This window comes from Enterococcus sp. AZ103, assembly GCF_051714685.1.
In the GTDB taxonomy this organism is placed as follows: Bacteria; Bacillota; Bacilli; order Lactobacillales; family Enterococcaceae; genus Enterococcus_A; species Enterococcus_A alishanensis.
On record NZ_JBIOSI010000001.1, the window covers coordinates 385645 to 410037 of the forward strand.

Below are 24393 nucleotides of genomic sequence, written 5' to 3' on the forward strand. Positions count from 1 at the left end.
GTTTCCTACTTTCTAATATATTTTAGCGCACCACTGGGACAAGTATTTACTACTTGAACCGCATTTTCTGCTGGACCATTGTCGGCAATAATCCAAGGACGGCGGCCTACTTCAAAAATTTCGGGATTTCCCCGTACACAATTACCAATGTGGGCACAGATATCTTTATTGTAATAAATGTCGACATCTTTACCAACATATTTACGGTAGCCATTTTCTAGCAAACTTTCTTCTGTAACTGGTTCTTGATCAAATTTACTTGCATCCATTCAGGCTCACTCCTTTTTTTTCATTATAGCAGACCCAAAAAAAAATGAATAACAAACGTCCTCATAATCTGAATCAATTTTAGGAATCTTTTTTCAGAAAATCTGAAGAAAAATAAGGATATTTCACTCATTGATTCTGATATTTTGGATAATTTCCATTTTTATAAGCTTCACCAGCCTCATAATAATGTTGGGCATTTTCTCGATTTTTGGTTATTTCTTCTGGCGTGAGTGGACGAATGACTTTAGCTGGCCGACCAAAAGCCAAGACGTTTGGTGGAATCACTTTGCCTTCCGTTACTAAAGAGCCTGCACCAATCAAACTATTCTCACCAATTACCGCCTCATTTAAAATGGTCGACCCCATGCCGATTAGCGCACCTGATTGAATTTCACAACCATGAATAATGCAACCATGGCCAATTGTTACGTAATCATCAATTTTAACCGGTGCATGATGATCGACATGAATAACTGTCCCATCTTGGACATTTGTCATTTCACCAATTTCAACTTTATTACTGTCACCGCGTATCACACTTTGAAACCACACTGTGCTTCCCCGGCCAATAGTTACGTCACCATAGATACTCGCATTCTCAGAAATATAATTTTTCATGTCTTCACCTCATTCTTATCATACAGCTTTCTAGTGATAAACAAAACGGTTAGCTTAATCCCAAAAACTTTAGGAGAAATTAAATTCCCCTCCTCAATCTAACCAAAAAAGCCACCGACAAAATCTTTTACAATTTTGCCAGTGGTTTATCAATTAACTTTAAGCCCAGTTTCCGTTACGGAAAATCGGTACTTTTGTTCCATCGTGACGAATACCGTCAACATCCATCTTATCTGAACCAATCATAAAGTCTACGTGGTTTTTCGAACGATTCAAACCTTTGGCATCTAATTCTTCTTCAGTCATGTCAACGCCGCCTTGTAAGTTAAAGGCATAAGCATTTCCAATCGCTAAGTGATTCGAAGCATTTTCATCAAATAAGGTACTAAAGAATGTAATACCTGATTGCGAAATTGGGGACGGATCTGGTACTAAGGCTACTTCACCTAAATGTTTTGAGCCTTCATCCATTTTCACTAAGTTTTTCAGAACTTCTTCCCCTTGATCAGCTTTTACATCGACAATTTCACCATCTTTAAAGGTTAATTTAATACCGGTAATGACTTGCCCTGCGTAAGCTAACGGTTTTGTTGAAGAAACGACACCATCAGCCACACGCGCATCAGGAGCAGTGAATATTTCTTCTGTTGGCATATTTGCCATAAATTCAAAACCTTTTTCATTAATACTACGGGCGCTATCCCAAAGATGGCCTTCTGGTAAGCCAACCGTCATATCCGTCCCAGGTGCTGTATAATGTAACGCTTTGAATTGTTCTTTGTTCATCATATCAGCTTTTTCCCGCAATAATTTTTCATGGGCAACCCAAGCTGCGATTGGATCGTCTTCATAAACTTTTGTCGCTTTAAAAATTGCGTCCCATAAGGCATCTACTTGTTGATCTTCTGGTAAATCTGGAAAAACTTTTTTTGCCCAGCCAGCTTCAGAAGCTGCTACGACTGTCCAAGAAATTTTATTAGCAGCTGCAACTTGGCGCAAACCAAACAATAATTTACGATCATAATCTTGATAAGCCGTAATTTTGTCAGTATCAACTCCGGCAAAAACACCCGGGTCTTGTGAGACTACACTGATACGCGTCATTCTTTGGTCAACTAATTGATCCATTTCATCCATCTTATATTGGGGAACTGCTCGTAAATCTTCAATGTCCATACTTTCTACTTGGGCTTTCAAGATCACATCATCATTCCAACGAATAATCACTTCTTTGGCACCTAATTCATAAGCTTTTTTGACAATTAAACGTGCCAGTGGTGCTTGATTTACAGAAATATCCAGTTGAATCAAATCACCTTTTTGAATGTTGACCCCTGTTTTAACAATTAGATTCGCATATTTTTCTAAATTCTTTTGAAAATTTTCCATTCTTTACACCTCTAGTTTTGGCTAGCTTGTTTTTTTTCATAGCGACTAAACATGACTAAGGCAATCACACCAAAGATTACCGGGCCGGCAATTGACCAGATTGTATCTGAAATCATTCCTTGAGTAGCTGGTTGAATGATTGTAAATACATTGGCAAAACCTACCACGAAAGTAACCACTACTACAGCCAGCGTCGTCATACTCTTCGTTTTATAAATTTCAAATGGCTTATGAATTTCTGTTTTCTTCTTAAATCCTAAGAAAGCAATTGATAAGAACATATAAGGAATTGTCATCGACACGTTAGTCATCGAAACCAATACTTGGAAGAAGGCTTGCGCGCCACGTCCCCCAAATGATACTAATGCGATCATTGCGATTACAATACCTGCTTGTACTCGCATAGCGTTAATTGGCATATCATTTTTAGATTTGGTTAAGAATTTAGGCCAAACTTCTTTTGGTGTTCCTTCGATCAACTGTTTTAATGGAGAGAAGATCAATGTGAAGAAGGCACCAGTTAGAGATAGGAACATTGAAAGACCCATGTAACGAGATACCCAGAGACCAATTTGTACAGCCGCAGCTTCAGATACGCCTAATGCGTGACCTAATTGGTAACCCATATTGTTCATCATGATATACGCTACGTTTCCTAACGTTACTTCTGTATCACCAGGAAATTGGGTAAAAGTAAATTGCCAGTTAGTAAATGTACCAACCATGAAAATACCGACTGCGTAACCTACCGCAATAACGATTGCCGAAATAGTTACCCCTTTAGGGAAAGTCTTTTCTGCATTTTCAGTTTCATCAACTAAACCACCAACAACTTCTAGTCCCCCATAGGCGAAGATAGCAAATACCAAGAAACTAAAGACAGAAATCATACTAGTGTAGTTGGCATTTGGTGAAGTCACGAAAGCTTGCGCTGAAACAGGCTCAGCCATTTGACCATTTAAAACTAAGATAACCAATCCACCAACAAATAATACAACGTTAATCAATGCTACGGCAGTTCCGCCGATTGAGGTTACCTTTTTGATACTATCCAAACCTTTTGAGGATACAACTGTAATTAAAATAATCCATAAAATACCTAAAACACCTAATGTTTGCACCCCAGATAGACCCAGTGGTGACCAAGTTTGGGTTTGGTCAGTTCCGAAAATAGCATTAGATAATGGAATCCAAATCCCTGTACCAACGTTTACCATCCAAACGATATAAGATGCATACCACATGAATGTTCCAACGAAAGCGAATTTTGGATTAAAAGATTCTGCCATCCAAACATAAATACCACCTTTACTGTCTTTAAAAGCAGCACCATACTCAGACAACATAAAAGCAAATGGCAAGAAGAAAGTGATGGCCGCTAAAATGTACCAAAGAATTGATGCGTAGCCCATTAAATAAAAGGCCCGTGTAATATTAGTGAAACCAAATACTGAAGTAAAAATCATTAAGATTAGAGAAATCAGAGTCAGTTTCTTTTTCGTTCCATTCGACATAATTAACCCTCCAAATTATCATAATTATTGCATGAGTCTTTTTAAATAAAATCCTCCTTTTTAAAAAATTTGACTCATTTTATTGCTGATTTAATACTAAATAAATTTTACCCTTTAATTGTAAGGGCTTTCAAGGTTATCCGCTGACTTTTTAGCAAAGCATAATCGAAGTAAATAAAGCGATTATAGTTTTCTTTAAATTGAACTTGTTATCATTCGCTTTTTCTATCTTAAGTTATTTTTAAATCTTTCAAAAATCCCGAATTGATGAGCTTTTCAGAATACTGAAAAATATTTAGAAAATTTTGGAAATAGAGAACGGAAAACTTACAAAAAAATGAAACCTTATCACGAAATACTCATAAAAAAAAGAGTTAACCATATTTTCTTATGATTAACTCTAAAAATAATTAAAATATTTTTATTTTTTAAAACTCCTGGTTAGAATCGCTTATTTTTTTAATCTTCCGCAAACTGGCTGTTATAAAGTTTTTCATAGAAGCCACCCTTTGCTAATAAACTTTCATGTGTCCCATGTTCTATGATAGAGCCCTCTTGCATCACTAAAATTAAGTCTGCATCACGAATCGTTGATAAACGGTGGGCAATCACGAAGCTTGTCCGCCCCTGCATCACTTTTTCCATCGCTCTTTGAATCAGACCTTCTAGTCGTGTATCAACTGAACTAGTAGCCTCATCTAAAATCAAAATTTTCGGATCAGAAATAATCGCTCGTGCAATCGTTAATAGTTGCTTTTGCCCCAAGGAAACATTGTCACCTTCAGAATTGATTTCCATTTCATAGCCACCTGGCATTGTACGAATAAAATGGTCAACGTTAGCCGTTTTTGCTGCATCAACAACTTCATAATCAGTTGCGTCTAAACGACCAAAACGAATATTATCAGCAATCGTTCCTTCATACAGCCAAGCATCTTGCAACACCATACCAAAGATAGATCGAACATCAGAACGATTCATTTCTTGAGAATTCACGCCATCAATTAATATTTGACCACTGTCGATATCGTAAAAACGCATTAATAAATTAATTAAGGTTGTTTTACCAGCACCAGTCGGACCAACAATCGCGACCGTTTCACCGGCTTTTACTTCAAAACTCAAGTCCTCAATCAATGGTTTTTTCGGATCATAACAAAATTGCACGTGATCAAAAACAACATTCCCAGAAATTTTTTCTGGTAGCGGCAAATCATGGGCATTTTCAATTTCTTCTGGTTCATCCAAAATGTCAAAGACCCGTTTGGCAGAAGCGGAAGCACCTTGGATCATTGATGACAATTGCGTAATTTCACCCATTGGTTGGCTGACTTGCCAAATATATTGGATAAAAGCTTGTAACTGACCTACTAAGATCACACCACTAATAACATTCCAGCTACCTAAGACAGCCATGGCAATATAAGTGCCGTAAGCTGTTAATTGAACTAGCGGCTGCATAATAGAAGAGACAAAGTTTGCTCTGAATCCATATTTACGCAGACGGTGATTGACTGTATTAAAACCTTGCAAGGCTTCTTTTTCACGACCATAAACCTTCAATACATTAAATCCAGTCATATTTTCTTGAACATAGCCATTCATATCCCCAAGTGAGTTTTGCATTTCTTGGAAATCTTTTTGAGAAATTTTCACAATAAAGGTTGAAATTACTAATGATGCTGGAATCATAATCATTGAGATTAGAGCCATCGTCGGATTGATGTAAAACATCATCGCCAGCCCAAAAATGATTCCTAGAACAGCATTGATACTTCGGATAGTTGCTTGTTGCATCGCGTTACTTACTGCATCTACGTCATTAGTTACCCGTGACAAAATATTTCCTTGTTGATTGCGATCAAAATAAGAAACTGGCAAGCGATTGATTTTTTCTTCAATTTCTTCCCGTAAATCTCGCATCGCACTTTGGACAATATTTGCCATCAGCCAGTTAGAACCCAACTGAGTGCCACTGTAAATGAGACCGACAACGATGATCCAAACGATAATTCTAAAAATATAATCGAAGTTAACACTTTCACCTTCACTAATATTTTTAGCAATTTCAGTTGTTGGCAAGCCAGATAAATAAGGACTTAATGTTCCTAAAACTAAAGCTATCACGGTTAAAATTAAAACGATAATAAACGTAAATTTGTAAGGATTCAAATAGCTGAAGAGTCGTTTTAGTGAATGAATTGATTTTCTCATGCCAATTCCTCCTCTGATAATTGTGAAGAAGCAATGTCATAATAAATTTCACAAGATTTCAATAATTCTTGATGGGTCCCTTCCCCCACTACAACACCTTCGTTTAACACAATAATTTTATCTGAATGCATAATTGTTCCGACCCTTTGCGCCACAATCAGAACAGTTGATTCAGTGGTTTCTTTTTTCAAGCGGGCTCTTAAATTCGCATCAGTTTGATAATCTAAAGCAGAAAAACTATCATCAAAGATATAAATTTCTGGTTGGCGAATCACTGCTCGGGCAATCGCTAGCCGTTGCTTTTGACCACCAGAGAAATTGCTACCGCCTTCAGATAATTTTTCATCAAAGCCTTTTGGTTTTTTACTGATGAAGTCTGTTGCTTGGGCAATATCGGCTGCTCTTTGCATCTCTGCTTTAGTAGCATCGTCTTTCCCAAAGCGTAAATTATCTGCAATGGTTCCAGTAAATAACTGGGCCTTCTGTGGAATATAACCAATTTTTTGCCGTAAATCTTTTAATTTATAATCTCGCACATCGATGCCATCTACTAAAACTTGACCATCTGTAACATCATAAAAACGTGGAATCAATTGGATTAATGTAGATTTCCCAGAGCCTGTACTCCCAATAAATGCTACTGTTTCCCCTGGTTTGGCTGTAAAGCTGACATTTCTAATCATCGGACTTTCTGCATGTCCAGGATAAGCAAAGGTAACATTTTTAAACTCTAAATATCCTTTTTCAGTTGACTGAGTAATTCCTTCAGGATTGTCTTGCACATCTGGAATCATATCAAAAGCTTCTTGAATCCGTCCGGCAGAAACATTTGCACGAGGGTACATCATGAATACTGAGGCAAACAACATAAATGAAAACAGTGCGTGGAAGATATATTCAATAAAAGCGATCAAGGTTCCGACTTCTAGTGAACCGACATTGATTTGAATTGATCCATTCCAAATAATCAAGACCATCACGATATTAAATAGGAAGTAAAATCCCGGTTGTGCCACAGCCATTAAATGGAAGAGACTTTTTGAGCTATTAGCATAATCATCATTTACTTTTCTGAAACGTTTTTCTTCGAATTTTTCGTTTACAAATGCACGAATTACTCGTAAGCCTGACAAGTTCTCCCGTAAAATACCGTTAATGTTATCTAGGTTTTTTTGTTGCTTGGTTGATAAAGGTTCAGAGTATTTCGCAATTAGCACTACAGCTAAAAGTAAAATTGGCAGAGCTCCTAAAACGAAAATCCCTAGACTCGGACTAGTTCGAACAATTAAATACAAGCTGGCACCAAACATCATCGGCGTCATGAATCCTGTATTTAGAATATTTTGCATAAACAACATAATTTGATACGCATCATTTGTCGTTCTTGTAATTAATGAAGAAACACCTAATTTTTCAAATTCACTATGAGAAAAAGTTTGAATTTTTTCAAATAGGTCATCTCGAATATCCGCTACTATATTAGAAGTGATTCGAGAACTAAAATAGCGTAATCCAATATTCATTAATACGCCAAGAATAGTAATGGCGATCATCCAAAGGCCCATTTTTTGAACATAGTTAAAATCATTTTGATTGATCCCTTTATCAATCATCATCGCCAAAATTGTTGGCAAACCTAATTCAATTAAAATGAAACCAAACACACAAATAAAATCAAACAACAGCAACTTCTTATAACGCCAAGTATAGCGCCACATTAATTTCATCAAATTCCTCCTTTTTCGATCAAATAAATCTTTTCCATTGATTTATTCTCTTTTTTAAGGCGGGAATACCCCAATTATTTGAGATGAAAAATCAAAAATTGAAGCCAAAAAATCTTTTCTACCGCAATATTTCCAATATATCACAAAAAATATCGGAATGCTCACAATTTTCCCAAATGAAATTATTTCTGAAAATTTTCTTAAATTCCATTTGACCCGCCTTGTTTCTATACATCTAACAACTTCTATGCTAAAATACACTTACTTGTTGTATCAAACAGACAACACAACGGTGAAAATATTTTTACAAATAAGAAGCAAAGACGAGGCTTCTTCTCAACTCTTTAGTCTACTAAAAGTCTGAGTATAAAAAATTAGGTGGCCGACGCCCCTCATTTTGTCGTGGATAAATTTATTTAAAAGGAGATTTTCAAATGATTTACAAAGTTTATTACCAAAAAACCAAGGATCGTAATCCAAAAAGAGAACAAACTTTATCACTTTATATTGAAGCTGATAACGAAGAACGCGTGCACGATTTAATGCGCGAAAATACCCCATTTAACGTGGAATACATCCAACTTTTAGAAGGCAATCATTTAACTTACGAGCAAGAAAATGCCGACTTTAAGCTAACGGAGTTTTAATAATGAAACTCTCGCTTAAAAATAATGAAACTGGGGTTTTTGCCCTAGGTGGACTTGGCGAGATTGGGAAAAATATGTATGGGGTTCAATTTCAAGATGAAATTATCATCATTGATGCTGGAATAAAATTTCCGGAAGATGATCTTTTAGGAATTGATTATGTCATTCCCGATTACAGCTATGTCGTACAAAATATTAACAAAGTTAAAGCTTTAGTCATTACTCACGGACATGAAGATCATATCGGTGGTGTACCTTACTTATTAAAACAAGTAAATATTCCAATTTACGCAGGTGCTTTGGCATTAGCATTAATCAAAAATAAATTAGATGAACATGGTCTATTACGGGATGCTGAATTACATGAAATTGATGAAGATACGGTGATTCGTTTCCGTAAAACTTCAGTCAGCTTCTTTAGAACCACTCATAGTATTCCAGATCCATTAGGCGTAGTTGTTAAAACACCTTCAGGAAACATCGTCGAAACCGGTGACTTCAAATTTGATTTCACGCCGGTTGGACAACCTGCCAACTTACACAAAATGGCTCGTTTAGGTGAAGAAGGCGTCTTATGTTTAATGTCTGATAGTACCAACGCGGAAGTGCCAACCTTTACAAAATCAGAACAAACCATTGGTCATTCAATTTTGCGAATCGTTGAAAAAGTTCCTGGCAGAATCATATTTGCCACTTTTGCTTCAAATATCAATCGTTTGCAACAAGCCGCTGAAGCTGCTGTTGCGACAGGTAGAAAAATTGCCGTCTTTGGACGGAGTATGGAAAATGCGATTGTTAATGGTCGAAACTTAGGCTATATTACAGTGCCAGAAAATACTTTCGTTGATGCTTCCGAGATTAATCGGATGCCAGCCAATGAATTATTAATTTTATGTACTGGCTCACAAGGAGAACCGATGGCTGCTTTGTCACGAATCGCTAACGGTACCCACCGACAAATTCATATTCAACCTGATGATACAGTAATTTTTTCTAGCTCACCGATTCCAGGAAATACGACAAGTGTCAATCATCTGATCAATTTACTATCAGAGGCTGGCGCTGAAGTGATTCACGGAAAAGTCAACAATATTCATACCTCTGGTCATGGGAGTCAGCAAGAGCAAAAATTAATGTTACGTTTAATGAAACCAAAATACTTCATGCCAATTCACGGTGAATTCCGGATGTTAAAAATTCATACTGGCTTAGCCCAAGATACTGGTGTTCCAGAAGAAAATTGTTTCATGATGGAAAACGGCGATATGTTGGCATTAACAGCTGATTCCGCTAGAAAAGCTGGTCATTTTAATGCTAGTGATATTTATGTTGATGGTAGCGGAATTGGCGATATCGGTAATGTCGTTTTACGTGACCGCCGAATCTTATCTGAAGAAGGATTAGTTTTAACTGTGGCGACTATCGATTTAGAAAAACGTGAAATTTTAGCAGGACCGGATATTTTGTCTCGCGGATTTGTTTATATGCGTGAATCAGGTGATATGATCAATGAAGGTCAAAGAATTTTATTCCGCGCATTAGTAGATGCTTTAAATGATCCAAATTGTACGGAAGCAAAATTAAAAGAGGCGATGGTAGGTGCCATTCAACCATTCTTATTTGAACAAACTGAGCGTCATCCGATGATTTTACCAATGATTATGACTCCAGATTAATAATAATTCTAAAAAACACTAATTGCTATCAAGCACTAGTGTTTTTTATTTGTTTTTTGATATTTTTAAAAAACTCTAATCTACTACGCGATCCTTTATTTTATTGTAGGATATCTGCTGATTAATCGGTAAATTAACTACACTACGCAATTTTTATCTTTAATTCATTGAAAACTTTATTGACAAATTGCAAAAAAAATTAGAGAATAAAAAATAAGAATGAGATAGATTTCATAATCTTGTTATTTTTTTGAATTATTCTAGAAAAGTTTAGGAGATGATTGTTCATGGTAAGGACCAAACGTGTGCAACGAAATCATATTATTGATGGCGCATACAAATTAATTATCAAAGATGGTTTCAAAAAGTTTCATGCTCGTAATATTGCTCAGCAGATTCCTTGCTCCACACAACCAATTTATCGCGAGTTTGAAAATTTATCCGAATTAAAAACAGTGCTAACCAGTCGTGTTTTAGCTAAATACACTGATTTTTTAGATGATCACCTACCAAATTCTTTAGATCAACTAACGAATGTAATTGTTGATTACAGCCTTGATTATCCTGAGGAATTTCAACGTTTCTTTTTACAAGATAATGAAACAATGATTCAAATCAAAGAGGCCACTAAAAAATACTTTGATCAGCTAGATTTAAAGCATTCTTATGATAACACGCAAGCATTTGATTTATATTGGCAATATATCATTGGTAAAGCTGCTTTAGCTGGCCAAGACAGATATTATGCCAACTGCGACGAACGTAGCCAAGAATTGATCAAACTTTTATTGAGCAATTAAAAAAACCTTAGGAAAATTCCTAAGGTTTTTTGATTGCATTAGATTATGCTTTGTTAACGTTAGTTGCTTGAGGTCCGCGATCGCTATCTTCAACGTCGAATGTTACTGCTTGACCTTCTTCTAAAGTTTTGAAACCGTCGCCTTGGATAGCTGAGAAATGTACGAATACATCGCTACCGTCTTCGCGAGTGATAAAACCAAAACCTTTTTCTGCGTTAAACCATTTTACTGTACCTTGTTCCATGAATAATATCCTCCTCGTGCTAAAGCACTAATGATTGTAAAGTTTGCCCGTGTACGATAGAGGTAATACCTGTATACCAACTCTCATCCAAACCAAACAAAAAATTACATTTATAGTTTAACATTTTCTATTGTGACATTGCAAGGGCTGTCATCAATCATTCCCAATAATTTTCTTCACGTAAACTAAAATATTTTAAGTCTCCTACAATAATATGATCCAAAATCTCAATCCCAATCAGTTCTCCACATTGCCGAACCCGTTTAGTAAATGCCAAATCATTCTGAGATGGTGTAGGATTTCCTGAGGGATGATTGTGAGCCAAACAAATTTTTGCTGCACTTATTTTGACTGCTTCACGAAATATTTCTCTTGGATGGGCAATCGATTGATTCAACGAACCAATAAAAATAGTTTTTTGACAAATGATTTCATTTTTAGTATTGAGATACAACGCCATTAAGTGTTCTTGCTGGAAATCTTTTAACTCATTAATAAAAAGCTGACCCATTGCAAAACTCGATTGGGCTTTACCTAGTTTAGGCTGTAAGGAGCGATTGATCCGAAAACCAAATTCCATAACAGCCTTTAATTCCACCGCTTTAGCCTTTCCGACCCCTTTAAATTTCATTAATTCCGTAATACTTGCTTGTTTCAGCTGATATAAATCTGGGATTTCTCGTAAAATTTCGCCTGCCAAATCCATCACGTTTTGATCTCTTGAGCCACTTCGCAAAATAATTGCTAATAATTCTTGATCCGTTAAATAGCGTTCACCCACTTCAATCAAACGTTCTCTCGGCCATGAGCTTTCTGGTAGTTCTTTCAGTAAAAATTTTGCCATCAAAAAACCTCCTCTACGTCTTTAATAAAGTACGCAGAAGAGGAACTGTTTAATTTTTCAAATAAGTGATCACTTCATGCAAACTTGGTAAGACTTCTAAGGTCTTTTCAGCTAATTCTTCCGTTGGTGGAATTAAATCTGGCACCATAATTACTGGAATATTGGCGCTATTGGCTGCTAAGATTCCATTTTTTGAATCTTCCAAAACTAAGGTCTTAGCTGCATCTGTCCCTAATTTCCCCAAGGCATTCAAGAAAATTTCAGGATCTGGTTTAGCATAACTAACATCATCTGCTGACACAATATCAACAAAATAATCGCGAATCTGCGCATGCTCTAACAAGGATTCAATCACCGATCGTACATTGCTGGAAGCCACAATCTTAGGAATTTCTTGTTCTGTTAAATAATCCAACAATTCAATTACACCTGGCTTTAATTCAACTTTTCCAGCAAAGAAAAGTTCTTTGGCATCGCCCCAGCTTTTTTCGATGAAAGCATTGACCACTTCTTTGCCATGTTGGGCATAAACTTTATGCAAATCTTCCCAGACTTCTTCATCGCTAATACCGATATAACGATTATAGATATTCTTATCAAAAGGCAAACCAAATTGATCAGCAGCAACTTGTTGCGTCTCATAATAAATCGTCTCCGTATCAAACAATAAACCGTCCATATCAAATATTACTCCGTTAAATTTCTTCATCTGCGCCTCCTAAATTTATTAATAATTCCCGCACTTGCGAGATAAAATACAATGATCCAGTGACTAGCAATAAGTCGCCTTCTTCCATATCCTCCAACAATTCAGCTAAACCAAATTGCCACAATGAAACGACTGAGAAATTCTTGTTGTTAAATTTGGCATAACGACTCAAATCTAAGGCTTTTGGATATTCAAAAGTAGTTAGATACACTCTGGAACGAGGAATTTTCGCTAGTAGATTTAACATTTCATCAACATCTTTGGTTTCTAAAGCTGAAAATAAAATTTTTATATTAAAGCCTCGAAATTCAGTTTGAATATTTTCCACTAATCGTTCAATCGCGTGACTATTATGGGCACCGTCCAAAATGACTAGTGGTTCATCGCTGATTTTTTCCATCCGACCAGGCCAGCTAGTTTGTGCTAAACCAGTTTGGATATTTTTTTCTATAAAAGGGAGATTCTTTAGCTGGCAATATAAATGATAAAGCTGAATCGCTAAACCAGCATTTTCCACTTGGTGCCGACCTAACAAGGGAACCTTCAAACGGTTTATTTTTCCTGCACCATCAAGATAATTAAATTGTTCACCCCATTGGTTATCTGGTCGTAAATATTCCACTTGATATTCTTTTTGATACTGATAAAGGGGGGCTTGATTCTTTTTAGCAAACTCTTCAATCACAGTTAACGCTTCGGTTGGAATATTTCCAGTCACGACTGGTACCTGTGCTTTAATGATTCCAGCTTTTTGGGCAGCAATCTTTTCCAAGGTATTTCCTAGAACATCCATATGGTCATAACCAATCGTTGTAATTGCGGTTAAAATCGGAGACACCACATTAGTAGAATCTAACAAACCACCTAAACCGACTTCTACAATCGCCACATCGACTTGTTTTTCCAAAAAATAATCCAACATCATTGCGGTAATTACTTCAAACTCGGTGATTCCTTGGATCTCTGGCTGCGCATCCAATTCAGCGACTAGTGGTTGATATTTTTCGACTAAAGCAATCAAATCCTCATCGGCAATCGGCTGATTATCAATCGCAATCCGTTCGTTGAAACTAGTAATATAAGGAGATGTAAAACTCCCCACGGTAACCCCTGTTGCCCCTAACATATTCCGTAAATAAGTAACAGTAGAACCTTTGCCATTTGTACCGGCGATATGAATCACGGGAACTTTTTTTTCAGGATTTCCTACCTTATCTAATAAAGCTTGCACTCTTTCTAACCCAGGTCGTTGTCCAAATTTTACCCGATTATGAATCCAAGCAATCGCTTCTTCTATTGTCAATCTGACTCACCTCATCTTCAGTATAGCAGAAATGTTCAATAGAAAAAGGATTTGCTTTACGCAAATCCTTCGCTTATTTATCCAATTGTTCGTAAACTTTCGATTCGTTCACTTACAGCTGCTTGTTTTTCTAAATAATCTTTTTCTTTGGCTTTTTCTTCAGCCACAACTTTTTCTGGCGCATTAGCAACAAAGCGTTCATTGGCTAGTTTACCTTGCACCCGTTTCACTTCACTGGTCCATTTTGCCAATTCTTTTTCTAAACGTTTGATTTCTTCATCAATATTAATCAAACCAGCTAAAGGTAGATAGATTTCCGCACCGGTTAACACCGCAGACATCGCCAAATCTGGCGCAATAATATCTGCCGAAATCGTCAATTCTTCTGGATTACAGAAGCGTTCGATGTAATTAGTATTTTCCACTAAGAATGTATCAATTGCTGGGTCATTAGTTTTGATTAACAAAGTAATTGGTTTTGATAAAGGTGTATTTACTTCAGCTCGAATATTCCGTACTGAACGAATCACTTCTTTTAAGACTTCCATTCCTTTGGCCGCATCGGCATCATCGTATTCTGGATGAACCACAGGATATTCAGCGACTACTAATGATTCACCTGAATGCGGAATCTTGCCCCAAATTTCTTCTGTCACAAATGGCATAATTGGGTGTAAAAGACGTAATGTTTGATCTAAGACATAAACTAAAATGCTCTTGTTGGTTTTCTTAGAAGCATCATCTTCACCATATAAAACTTCTTTACTCATTTCAATGTACCAGTCACAAAAATCGTCCCACACAAAATTGTACAATTGACGACCTGCTTCACCAAATTCAAATTGATCAAACAAATTCGTTACTTTTTCAACTGTTTGGTTCAAACGAGTTAAAATCCAACGGTCAGCTACTGTTTTTTCACCAGTTAAATCAATTTCTTCAACAGTCATGCCTTCTACATTCATCAGGACAAAACGAGAAGCATTCCAAATTTTATTAATGAAATTCCAAGCCGCATCCATTTTTTCATAACTAAAACGCACATCTTGTCCAGGCGCTGAACCATTAGATAAGAACCAACGTAAAGCGTCAGCACCATATTTTTCAATCACGTCCATCGGATCAATTCCGTTACCTAGTGACTTACTCATTTTGCGGCCTTGTTCATCACGAATCAAACCATGGATCAAAACATTTTCAAAGGGGCGTTCTTCAGTAAATGCCAAACTTTGGAAAATCATGCGACTTACCCAGAAGAAAATAATATCGTAACCAGTCACCAATGTATTGGTTGGGAAATAGCGTTTGAAATCAGCAGCTTCAGTATCAGGCCAACCCATTGTTGAAAATGGCCATAAAGCCGAAGAAAACCAAGTATCTAATACATCTGGATCCTGTTCCCAGTTTTCAGCATCTTTGGGTGCTTCCATCCCAACATACATTTCACCAGTTTCTTTATGATACCAAGCTGGAATCCGATGTCCCCACCAAAGCTGACGAGAAATTACCCAGTCATGGACATTGTCCATCCAAGATAGGAAGGTTTGATTGAAACGTTCAGGGAAAAATTTAACTGCATCTTCTGTTTTTTGATTGTCGATGGCTTCCTTTGCTAAAGGCTCCATTTTTACAAACCATTGTGTCGATAATCTTGGTTCAACTACCGCACCACTACGTTCAGAATGACCAACACTATGAGTCATTTTTTCAACTTTGATTAGTCGACCCATTTCCTTCAAGTCAGCAACAATCATTTTTCGGGCAGCAAAACGATCCATGCCAGCATATTTGCCAGCTAAATCATTCATACTACCATCGTCATTCATTACATTTACTCGTGGTAAATCATGACGGTTACCAATCTCAAAGTCATTCGGATCATGAGCAGGAGTGATTTTTACTGCCCCAGTACCAAAATCCATATCCACATAGCTATCGGCAATAATTGGAATTTCTTTATCTACTAACGGTAGAATTGCTGTTTTACCAATTAAATCTTTGTATCTATCATCGTCAGGATGAACTGCAATCGCAGTATCCCCTAACATTGTTTCTGGTCGAGTTGTCGCAATTTCTAATACACCGCTGCCGTCAGTTAACGGATACGATACATGATAAAACGCACCTTCTAAATCTTTATGAATAACTTCAATATCAGATAAAGCTGTCCGCGCTTGTGGGTCCCAGTTAATAATATATTCTCCGCGATAGATTAAATCTTTTTCGTACAGTGAAACGAAAACTTTTTTAACGGCGTCAGATAAGCCATCATCAAGAGTAAAACGTTCCCGTTTATAATCCAATGATAAACCAAGCTTGGCCCATTGTTCCCGAATATGGCCGGCATATTCTTCTTTCCAATCCCAGACTTGTTCCACAAATTTTTCCCGACCTAAGTCATAACGAGAGACACCTTGTTCTTTAAGTTTTTCTTCTACTTTGGCTTGGGTTGCAATCCCGGCATGGTCCATCCCAGGAAGCCATAAAGTATCAAAGCCTTGCATTCTTTTTTGACGAATAATCATATCTTGTAAGGTTGTATCCCAAGCGTGTCCTAAATGTAATTTCCCGGTTACGTTTGGCGGTGGAATCACAATTGAATAAGGTTTTGCATCGGGGTTTTCTGATGGTTTAAATAAATCTTGGTCTAGCCATTTTTGATAACGACCCGCTTCCACTGCTTGTGGATCAAACTTTGTCGCTAAATTATTTTCTTCTGTCATATTTATCGCTCCTTTTTTTCTGATCAAACAAAAAAGCCCTAAAACATCGAAATGTTTTAGGACGTAATTTACGCGGTACCACCTAATTTGCAGACTTGCTGCCTCTTTGACATGAGTTAACGGTCATGACGCGAATCAGCCTACTAATTTCAGCCAATTTACTCACAAGCTACCTTCCAACTGTTTTTGAAAATGTTTCAGCCAGGCATTTTCTCTCTGAAAAGCGTACAGTCGTACTCCTCTTGATCATCGTATGACCAATTCTACAATGAAGTATACAACTTGTAAAGACCAAGCTAGCTGGGATTGACCATTTCATCGAAATAAATTAACGATTGTAGTTCCGAAGTCAAATCAATATAGCGAATATTAACATTTTCTGGCACATTTAAAGGATCAGGAGCAAAATTTAAAATTGCTGTTACACCGTTTTTAACAACAATATCAATCGCTTCTTGCGCATACCGACTTGGCACGGTTGAAATTGCCACTTGAATATTTTCTTTGACAAAAACTTCCGGTAACTCTGATAAATCATGGACCAAAAAACCATCAATAATTTGACCGATTTTATTAGGGTCGTTATCAAATGCACAAACAATATTCAAATTATCATTTCTGCGGAAATTATTTTTTAGCAATGCTTGACCAAGATTACCCACACCAATCAATGCAATCTTTTTTTCTTCTTTCGTATCTAAAATACCACTAAAAACGGTGATCAAATCTTTTACATTATAACCATAACCACTGCGACCTAACTCACCAAAATGGGAAAAATCTCGTCGAATTGTTGCAGAGCCCACTTGCGTCAAATTTGCCAATTCAGAGGATTTTATTCGGGTAATATTTTTTGCATTTAATTCCTTTAAGCAACGTAAATATAAAGAGAGTCTTTTCGTAGTGGCTTTTGAAATTGCAGGTTTTTCCTTCATTTTTTCCATTTCAATCCACTCCTTGTTATTGTTTTCACATATTATCATAACATGTATCAAGAATCGTTACAAATAAGATTTCAAATAAAAAAACCACCAAATTACGAAAATTTGATGGCAAAAACTTTTTATAATAAATCAGCAAAGGCGTCAACCATTTCTTGCTGACTCTTCTCTGGTGTGATGGCTTCTATTTTTAAACCAGTTAACGCACGAGCTATCATTCCTTCAATATCTAAGCGGGTCTCTAATGCTTGGACTTTATCAAGTTTTGGTCGGGTTTTTGGTTGTGGCGGTGCAAAAATCGTACAGCAATCTTCAAAAGGTTGGATTGCTAACTCAAAAGTATCGATTTTTTCGGCTAATTCGATAATTTCTGTTTTATCCATTGTTACCACTGGACGAATAATCGGTGTCGTCGTCACTTCATTAATTGCCAACATGCTGTGTAATGTCTGAGAAGCTACTTGACCTAGCGATTCACCGTTGATAATTACTAAACCTTTTCGCATTTCACGAATGGCATCCGTTATTCGCAACATCATACGACGGGTAATGGTCATCCAATAACCTTGAGGCGTATGTTTTTTAATTTCTTCTTGAATTTCTGTAAAAGGAACTTCAATAAATTGGATGCTACCAACATATGGTGTTAGTTTTTCTGTTAAATCTTTGGCCTTTTGTAAAGCTTGTTCGCTGGTATACGGTGGCGATGCAAAATGGACCGCTTCAATTTCGACACCACGTTTCATTGCTAAATATCCTGCCACTGGCGAATCAATTCCACCTGACAACATCAACATTCCACGACCGCTTGTTCCCACTGGTAAACCGCCAGCACCTTTAATTGTTGCAAAGGACAAAAAGGCTGCATCACGACGAATTTCCACACGTAAATTAATATCTGGTCGTTTCATTTGAGCTTTGATGTCTGGAAAAACATCTACGACTGCTTGACCTAAAAATTGTTGTAAATCATGGGTATTCATTTCAAAACCATGATCACTTCTTTTAGCTGTGATTTTAAAAGTTTCTTCACCAGTATAAATTTCTCGCATAATATCTTCTGCTACTGCTCTTAATGCTTCCGGTGTTTTTTCAACCCGGATACTAGGAGAAAAATTTTGAATTCCAAAAACTTTTTGTAGCTTTGGAATCACCAAGTTAGAATCTTCTCCATTTAAAATTAAATGCATCCGATCACGGTCGGCATGAATTTTTAAAGCAGGAAACTCAATAAGCGCACCGCGAACATTTTGTGCCAGTTGCATAATAAAACTCCGGCGATTTTTTCCTTTTGTTGATAGTTCACCGTAACGAACCATAATTTCTGTATATTGCAAGAGAATCCCCCTAATTAATTTTGTTGAATTTTTCGTAGATATGATTGAAAACCACCATAAATTGTTCTATTTCAGCCATCGTATTACTTTCATCTAAGCTGACGCGAATTGCTGTTGTCGCCAATTCATGTGGAACCTTCATGGCGCCTAAGGTTGAACTATCAGCTTTTTTCTTGCTAGAACAAGCACTGATAGTCGAAACAAAAATTTGTTTTTCCTCCAAAGCATGAACCAATACTTCCCCACGAATATCTTTAATCCCAAAAGTTAAGATATGGGGCGCGGCATGTTCATCTCCCGAGAAAACGGTGACTTTATCATAGCGCTTCAATGCAGCTTTCAAAGCTTGACGCAAGCTATTCAAATGATCTGGATACACTTTTTCTAAATGAATCCGTAGCGCTTTACTCATGGCAACAATTCCCGGTGTATTTTCGGTACCACTACGTTGCCCATTTTCTTGTCCGCCGCCATTAATTAAGGGCATTAATTTTCGGCCAGTTTTCCAATAATTAAAACCAACACCACGAGGACCATGAAACTTATGGGCTGAAAAAGTAGCAAAATCTACCCGTGGTGTTAGCCACAAGCTTTGATCAACTTTCCCAATAGCTTGCACAGCATCAACATGAAAGTGAATGGTTGGAAAATCTGCCAATAGCTCACTAATTTCTTGAATCGGCTGTAACGCGCCCATTTCATTATTCACGGCCATCACTGATACTAGAATAGTTTCTGGACGAATCAATTTTTTCAATTCAGTAATCTCCACTCGGCCAGATGAATCTACTGGTGCAACACTGACATCAAATCCTTGCGTTGCTAATTGTTCCGCCGTATTTCTAACAGCCGAATGTTCAACACTGGAGATAATCAAATGATTACCAAAATCTTTTTTGGCCCACGCAGTACCTTTAAGGACCCAGTTGTCCCCTTCTGTCCCACCACTAGTAAAGAAAATTTCTTGTGGTTTGACTTGAATTAATTCAGCAATTTGTTTACGAGCTTGTTGCAGTAAACGATGCGCTTGACTCCCCAAGTCATGTAAACTTGAGGGATTTCCTATGATACGTTGACTCGTTTTTACATATGTATCTAAAGCTTGGGGATAAATCGGCGTGGTAGCACTATTATCAAAATAAATCATTTATTTACCTTCCTTCAAAAATTCTTTCTCATTATAACGGGTAATTCACTCAACGTAAAGCGCAGATGTCTTCATAAATTAAGGACAAAAAAAGCAGTTTAACCGAATAAAATAAAAAATTCTGTTTAATCCCTCTCCTGCCAATAGATTAATTCCTCCGGTGAAAAATAGAATTGCTGATCTGAGCCAAAACGTACCAGGATTTGATTTTTCTCTTGATAGAAATAGACAATTGTCCCATACTCATTTTTCATTGGTCCGGTTACTGGTGTAACGCCATCGCCAATTTTAAAACTTTTCATCAATATTTCTCCTCATTATTTTTATTGTTAAAAAAAGAAGCTGGAATGAAATCATTCCAGCTCCCTAATTTTAAGCTAAATCACGATTATTAAAGTAGAAATCCTCAATTCGTTTAAATGCGCCTGGTTCAACTCTTTCTAAAGCTGTGCCAATTTCATCTAAAGCATCTTGATAGCGGAATTCCTTATTAAATAAATCGTAGCTAATTTCGATCGCTTCTTTCACATCCGCATGGGTGTGGCGGTAACGATTCGCATATTGCATCATTTGTTCAGTCAGCGCAGCTGCGTCCACCAAATCATTGGTTTTTTCATCCAATGAAATCATATCTTCATCACACAGAGCAACAAGTTTGTTGATGTCTGTCATGTTGATACGGATTTGGTTAAGCGAACGGCTTAACTCTTCCACCCGATCAGTCGCAATGAAGAAAAATTCTAGATAATCTGAAGGTAACCCTGGCAAACGTTGGTGTTCAACATAACGTTTAAAACCTCGAAGACGGAATTCATATTCCTCAATCCGGTCTTGTGCCACTTTTTCCCCTTTACGCAACTCCTGTAAGTCATTACCAATCTCAACTTGCTTCGCTTCAATATCTTCCAACACTTTGTAAGCATCTTGATAGAAAACTTCCACTTCAGAAAAAGCGATTTGATGTTTATCAATCATTGGTTCTAAGTTACGATTGCGACGTTCAAGTTCTTCGATTTCTGTTTGGAAACCGCGTGCCCGACCTAACTCATTGTTGTTTAAGGTATAGCTTTGGGAAGTGTGATCCAGTTCCACCATCAATTGATGATTGTTAGCTGCTGCATGTTGGATAAATTCAGCAATTAATTTGCGGTTTTTTTCCACATATTGGCGAGCGTTGAATTCTTTTTCAAGAATACTATATAACTCGTCGATTTTTTCAGCAGTTTCTTTGTTGGCTGTTTCCACTGTTTCCAGTTCAACTTTTTCTAAATCTTCCAACGCATGAGTGACTCTTCTGCGAATCTGCTCAAGTCGTTCTTCAAAGTCTTCTTCTGGTAAAACAACATCTTCATCCATCATCGTTTGATAGGTTTCTTCGAGTTCGTCAATTTGTCCTGGGAATGTTGCACTTAATTCTTCAAATATACTAGGAATTTTTTGGATCGTGGCTTGCACTTTGTACGTGTTGGCCTCAGCATCGTCTAGTACTTCACGGGCTTCAACTGGGTCACCTGATGTATTTAAGGTAACAAATTGGGTAAATTCAAGTTCGACATTTTTGACTTGTTTTTGAATCTCAGGTAAAGCTGGACCAAATTGATCATTGTTTTCCTGTAATTCTTTTTTCAATTCTTCAAAAATATCTAAGGCTTGTTGGACCGCTAATGAATTGCGCTCTTCAGTTTCACGGAGTTCTTTCAAACCCAGCTGCACTTCTTCAGCACTGGCTTCCATCTCATCCATTGTTTTTTCAGCAGCTTCAATTGCTGCTTTACTTTGGAATAAGCGGAAAGTCTCATTTTGGCTTTCGACTTCAAAGATTTGGCTTTCTAATTCAGCAAAATCATTGATGTAAACGTCGTTCCATTTTTGATTCCATTCGCGAAAGGTATTTTGACTTTGGCCTACAAGATGCATCTTTCTGACCTCATCAATTTCTTCCACGATCGGTAAATCAAACCAAGCTTCTTTGCGTTCCTCCAACTTTTTCAGTCGTTCTTGGTTTTTCTTGCGCATAAAATACCCAACCAAGTATAAAGCGGCCGCTATGATAGCTAAACCAATGATGATACCAATAATCAAATTGCTTCCCATGAATGATTTTCCTTTCAACTCATAATAAAAAGATTATTGTTTAGTATAATTGATTCCTATGTTTTTTTGACGAAAACATCTAGCTTAGATTATAGCATAAACTTTGCAAGCCTACACTAATACTTTTCAAATATTCTTCATTTTTTTATGTAAAATCTTTTGAGATAACGATTCTTTTCTGAAATTTTTTTAGTCTATTCGATTAAATAAACAAATATTTTTTCATTTTTCCTTTAAAAAGAACCTTGAAGTCATCGGGCTTTTCGGCTATGATTAAGCTTACATTAAAATAAGAGGTGATTAAAGTGAAAGTAATCAAATTTGGTGGGAGCTCGGTCGCTTCAGCCACACAATTAAAAAAAGTCTTAGCTATTGTGAAGAATGATGTCACGCGACGTTTCGTTGTTGTTTCAGCACCAGGCAAAAGAAATAATGAAGACCAGAAAGTCACCGATTTATTAATCGCCTATTATGAAGCTGTAAAAGTCAAAACAGATACAACTGAAATCACCCAAGCTATCTTACGTCGCTACGGTGTGATGGCGGAAGAATTGGAAATATCAGAAGAATTATGCCAACAATTTCAAGCTGAATTAGCTGAGTTGAAAAATAATTTTGATGAAAACAATCCTTATACGCTAGACGCTTTCTTAGCAACTGGTGAAAACTTAAATGCGCAATTAATTGCTAACTTTTTTAAAAATAGTGGCCTAGATGCCCGCTACATTAATCCTAAAGAATTAGGCATTCAAGTTTCTGCACAACCTCATAATGCCAGAATATTAGAAAAATCCTATGAAAAAATCTACCAATGGCGCGACAGTAAAGATATTTTAGTCATTCCGGGATTTTTTGGTTTTACCGAAGAAGGTCAGATCTGTACCTTTTCTCGAGGTGGTTCCGACATTACCGGTTCGATTGTTGCCGCAGGCTTAAAAGCGGATTGCTATGAAAACTTTACCGATGTCGATGGGATATTTGCCGCCAATCCCAAGTATATCCATGACCCAGAATTAATCGACGTTTTAACTTACCGGGAAATGCGCGAATTAAGTTATGCAGGCTTTAAAGTTTTCCACGATGAAGCCTTAATGCCTTCTTATCATGCAAAAATTCCGGTTGTGATTAAAAATACCAATAATCCTAATTGTACTGGAACAATTATTACTGAATCTTACAACAAAGCGAAACACCATAATGAAGTAGTCGGTGTTGCTAGTGATGGCGGTTTTTGTAGTATTACCATTGCTAAATATTTATTAAACCGAGAAATTGGGATTGTTCGTAAAATCCTCCAGGTTTTTGAAGATTTAGATATCAGCTTTGAACATATGCCATCAGGAATCGATGATATTTCGATTGTTTTACGAGAAGAACAATTGACTCCTGAAATTGAAAAAGCATTATTAGAAAATATCGAAAATGCTATTTCGCCAGACCTAATGGAAATAGAACATGATTTGTCCGTGCTTGCGCTAGTAGGTGAAGGCATGCGAGATCGTCCAGGTACTACAGCAGAGAGTGCAGCTGCTTTAGCTAGAAAAAATATTAGCTTGCGAATGATCAGTCAGGGCGCTGACGAGCGGAGTATCATTTTTGTTATCCGAGGAGATCAGGAAAGACAAGCTGTACGATCCATTTATTACACTTTTTTTGATTAAAAAAAGACTTGGCAGCTGATTAGCTAGTCAAGTCTTTTTGTCTGTTTAATTCTTTAGAAATAAGTGGTTCTGGCGCAAAATCTTCTGCCCAATTTTCAGGTTTCATGACTTTATGAGTCACTGGATGATAATGGGCTTTGCCATCTGGAAATAATTTACCCATATTTGCTCGATGAACAATTTCAAAAATTGGTTGTGGGTCAACGCCCATCAAAGCAAAAGAACCATAAGTAAAATACAACAAATCAGTTAAGGCATCCACTTCTGCAACCAGCGGATCTGGTACGGCTTCAGCTTTGTTTAAGATTTTAGTTTTAGCTGTCTCAATACTTTGATGAAGCTCCTCGGTTAAGGCTGAAAAAAGCTGTTCCTCTCCAGCTGCCGCGCCATATAAATATTCAACGATTTCTTCTACTTTAAAACCTGCCCGAAAACTTGCAGCACTACTTTGATAAGCTTGCGGCTTGTTAGGTGGATGCGGTTCAAATTGCTGATGAAATTCTTGGGCCATTTCATAAGGTGTTTTCATAATTTC

21 protein-coding genes and 1 other annotated feature are annotated in these 24393 nt (G+C 37.0%); of the genes, 4 read left to right on the plus strand and 17 right to left on the minus strand.

Translation table 11 applies throughout. The features are described from left to right. Positions 1-5: 5 nt before the first annotated feature. The 6 genes from ID741_RS01925 to ID741_RS01950 form a co-directional block, all read right to left on the minus strand. Positions 6-269 carry a (4Fe-4S)-binding protein gene (locus ID741_RS01925; protein ID WP_218324158.1) on the minus strand — a complete coding sequence of 88 codons (264 nt, stop codon included), beginning with the start codon at positions 267-269 and terminating at the stop codon, positions 6-8. A gap of 127 nt (positions 270-396) precedes the next feature. Further along, positions 397-888: a gamma carbonic anhydrase family protein gene (locus ID741_RS01930; RefSeq protein WP_218324157.1), complete on the minus strand. Its 492-nt coding sequence runs from the start codon at positions 886-888 to the stop codon at positions 397-399. Between the two features lie 159 nt (positions 889-1047). Then, on the minus strand, positions 1048-2277 hold the full coding sequence (locus tag ID741_RS01935) for an aminopeptidase (protein WP_438718873.1): 1230 nt from the start codon (positions 2275-2277) through the stop codon (positions 1048-1050). Between the two features lie 11 nt (positions 2278-2288). Next, positions 2289-3791 carry a glutamate/gamma-aminobutyrate family transporter YjeM gene (gene yjeM, locus ID741_RS01940; protein WP_218324155.1) on the minus strand — a complete coding sequence of 501 codons (1503 nt, stop codon included), beginning with the start codon at positions 3789-3791 and terminating at the stop codon, positions 2289-2291. 459 nt (positions 3792-4250) lie between these two features. Then, positions 4251-6005, minus strand: a complete 1755-nt coding sequence (locus tag ID741_RS01945; protein ID WP_438718874.1) for an ABC transporter ATP-binding protein — start codon at positions 6003-6005, stop codon at positions 4251-4253. Continuing rightward, a complete protein-coding gene (locus tag ID741_RS01950; RefSeq protein ID WP_218324153.1) occupies positions 6002-7732 on the minus strand; it encodes an ABC transporter ATP-binding protein in 1731 nt (576 codons plus the stop codon). Before ID741_RS01950 ends, ID741_RS01945 begins: the two co-directional genes overlap by 4 nt. Before the next feature lie 434 nt (positions 7733-8166). Here ID741_RS01950 and ID741_RS01955 point away from each other — a divergent pair, with 434 nt between their 5' ends. The 3 genes from ID741_RS01955 (at position 8167) to ID741_RS01965 (ending at position 10855) form a co-directional block, all read left to right on the plus strand. Next, positions 8167-8379 carry a DNA-directed RNA polymerase subunit epsilon gene (locus ID741_RS01955; RefSeq protein WP_218324152.1) on the plus strand — a complete coding sequence of 71 codons (213 nt, stop codon included), beginning with the start codon at positions 8167-8169 and terminating at the stop codon, positions 8377-8379. Between the two features lie 2 nt (positions 8380-8381). Continuing rightward, positions 8382-10055 carry a ribonuclease J1 gene (gene rnjA, locus ID741_RS01960; protein ID WP_438718877.1) on the plus strand — a complete coding sequence of 558 codons (1674 nt, stop codon included), beginning with the start codon at positions 8382-8384 and terminating at the stop codon, positions 10053-10055. Between the two features lie 287 nt (positions 10056-10342). After that, the gene (locus ID741_RS01965) at positions 10343-10855 is read left to right on the plus strand and encodes a TetR/AcrR family transcriptional regulator (RefSeq protein ID WP_218324150.1); all 513 of its coding nucleotides are present in this window, start codon (positions 10343-10345) and stop codon (positions 10853-10855) included. A gap of 43 nt (positions 10856-10898) precedes the next feature. Here ID741_RS01965 and ID741_RS01970 read toward each other — a convergent pair whose 3' ends face one another. From ID741_RS01970 to ID741_RS02015, 10 genes are all read right to left on the minus strand, one after another. Next, complete coding sequence (locus tag ID741_RS01970) at positions 10899-11099, minus strand: cold-shock protein (RefSeq protein ID WP_218324149.1); 201 nt, start codon at positions 11097-11099, stop codon at positions 10899-10901. A 157-nt stretch (positions 11100-11256) separates the two neighbouring features. Continuing rightward, on the minus strand, positions 11257-11943 hold the full coding sequence (gene radC, locus ID741_RS01975; protein WP_218324148.1) for a RadC family protein: 687 nt from the start codon (positions 11941-11943) through the stop codon (positions 11257-11259). 49 nt (positions 11944-11992) lie between these two features. Continuing rightward, on the minus strand, positions 11993-12652 hold the full coding sequence (locus ID741_RS01980; RefSeq protein ID WP_218324147.1) for an HAD family hydrolase: 660 nt from the start codon (positions 12650-12652) through the stop codon (positions 11993-11995). Further along, the gene (locus ID741_RS01985) at positions 12639-13955 is read right to left on the minus strand and encodes a bifunctional folylpolyglutamate synthase/dihydrofolate synthase (protein ID WP_438718878.1); all 1317 of its coding nucleotides are present in this window, start codon (positions 13953-13955) and stop codon (positions 12639-12641) included. The genes ID741_RS01980 and ID741_RS01985 overlap by 14 nt, the downstream gene beginning before the upstream one ends. A gap of 77 nt (positions 13956-14032) precedes the next feature. Then, entirely contained in the window at positions 14033-16678 is a 2646-nt protein-coding gene (locus tag ID741_RS01990; RefSeq protein WP_438718879.1) for a valine--tRNA ligase, read from the minus strand. 54 nt (positions 16679-16732) lie between these two features. Beyond that, positions 16733-16937: a binding site (T-box leader), on the minus strand. A 37-nt stretch (positions 16938-16974) separates the two neighbouring features. After that, positions 16975-17622 carry a redox-sensing transcriptional repressor Rex gene (locus ID741_RS01995; RefSeq protein WP_218324144.1) on the minus strand — a complete coding sequence of 216 codons (648 nt, stop codon included), beginning with the start codon at positions 17620-17622 and terminating at the stop codon, positions 16975-16977. Positions 17623-17741: 119 nt separating this feature from the next. Then, entirely contained in the window at positions 17742-18956 is a 1215-nt protein-coding gene (gene thiI, locus ID741_RS02000; RefSeq protein WP_438718880.1) for a tRNA uracil 4-sulfurtransferase ThiI, read from the minus strand. A gap of 10 nt (positions 18957-18966) precedes the next feature. Next, the gene (locus ID741_RS02005) at positions 18967-20103 is read right to left on the minus strand and encodes a cysteine desulfurase family protein (RefSeq protein ID WP_438718881.1); all 1137 of its coding nucleotides are present in this window, start codon (positions 20101-20103) and stop codon (positions 18967-18969) included. Between the two features lie 125 nt (positions 20104-20228). Then, complete coding sequence (locus ID741_RS02010) at positions 20229-20405, minus strand: hypothetical protein (protein WP_438718882.1); 177 nt, start codon at positions 20403-20405, stop codon at positions 20229-20231. Positions 20406-20475: 70 nt separating this feature from the next. Then, entirely contained in the window at positions 20476-22197 is a 1722-nt protein-coding gene (locus ID741_RS02015; RefSeq protein ID WP_218324141.1) for a septation ring formation regulator EzrA, read from the minus strand. A 305-nt stretch (positions 22198-22502) separates the two neighbouring features. On the opposite strand from ID741_RS02015, the gene ID741_RS02020 reads away from it, so the two are divergent. Next, positions 22503-23858: an aspartate kinase gene (locus tag ID741_RS02020; RefSeq protein ID WP_438718883.1), complete on the plus strand. Its 1356-nt coding sequence runs from the start codon at positions 22503-22505 to the stop codon at positions 23856-23858. Positions 23859-23877: 19 nt separating this feature from the next. Here ID741_RS02020 and ID741_RS02025 read toward each other — a convergent pair whose 3' ends face one another. Further along, positions 23878-24387, minus strand: coding sequence for an HAD family hydrolase (locus ID741_RS02025; protein WP_438718884.1), 510 nt, complete (start codon positions 24385-24387; stop codon positions 23878-23880). Between the last annotated feature and the right edge of the window lie 6 nt (positions 24388-24393).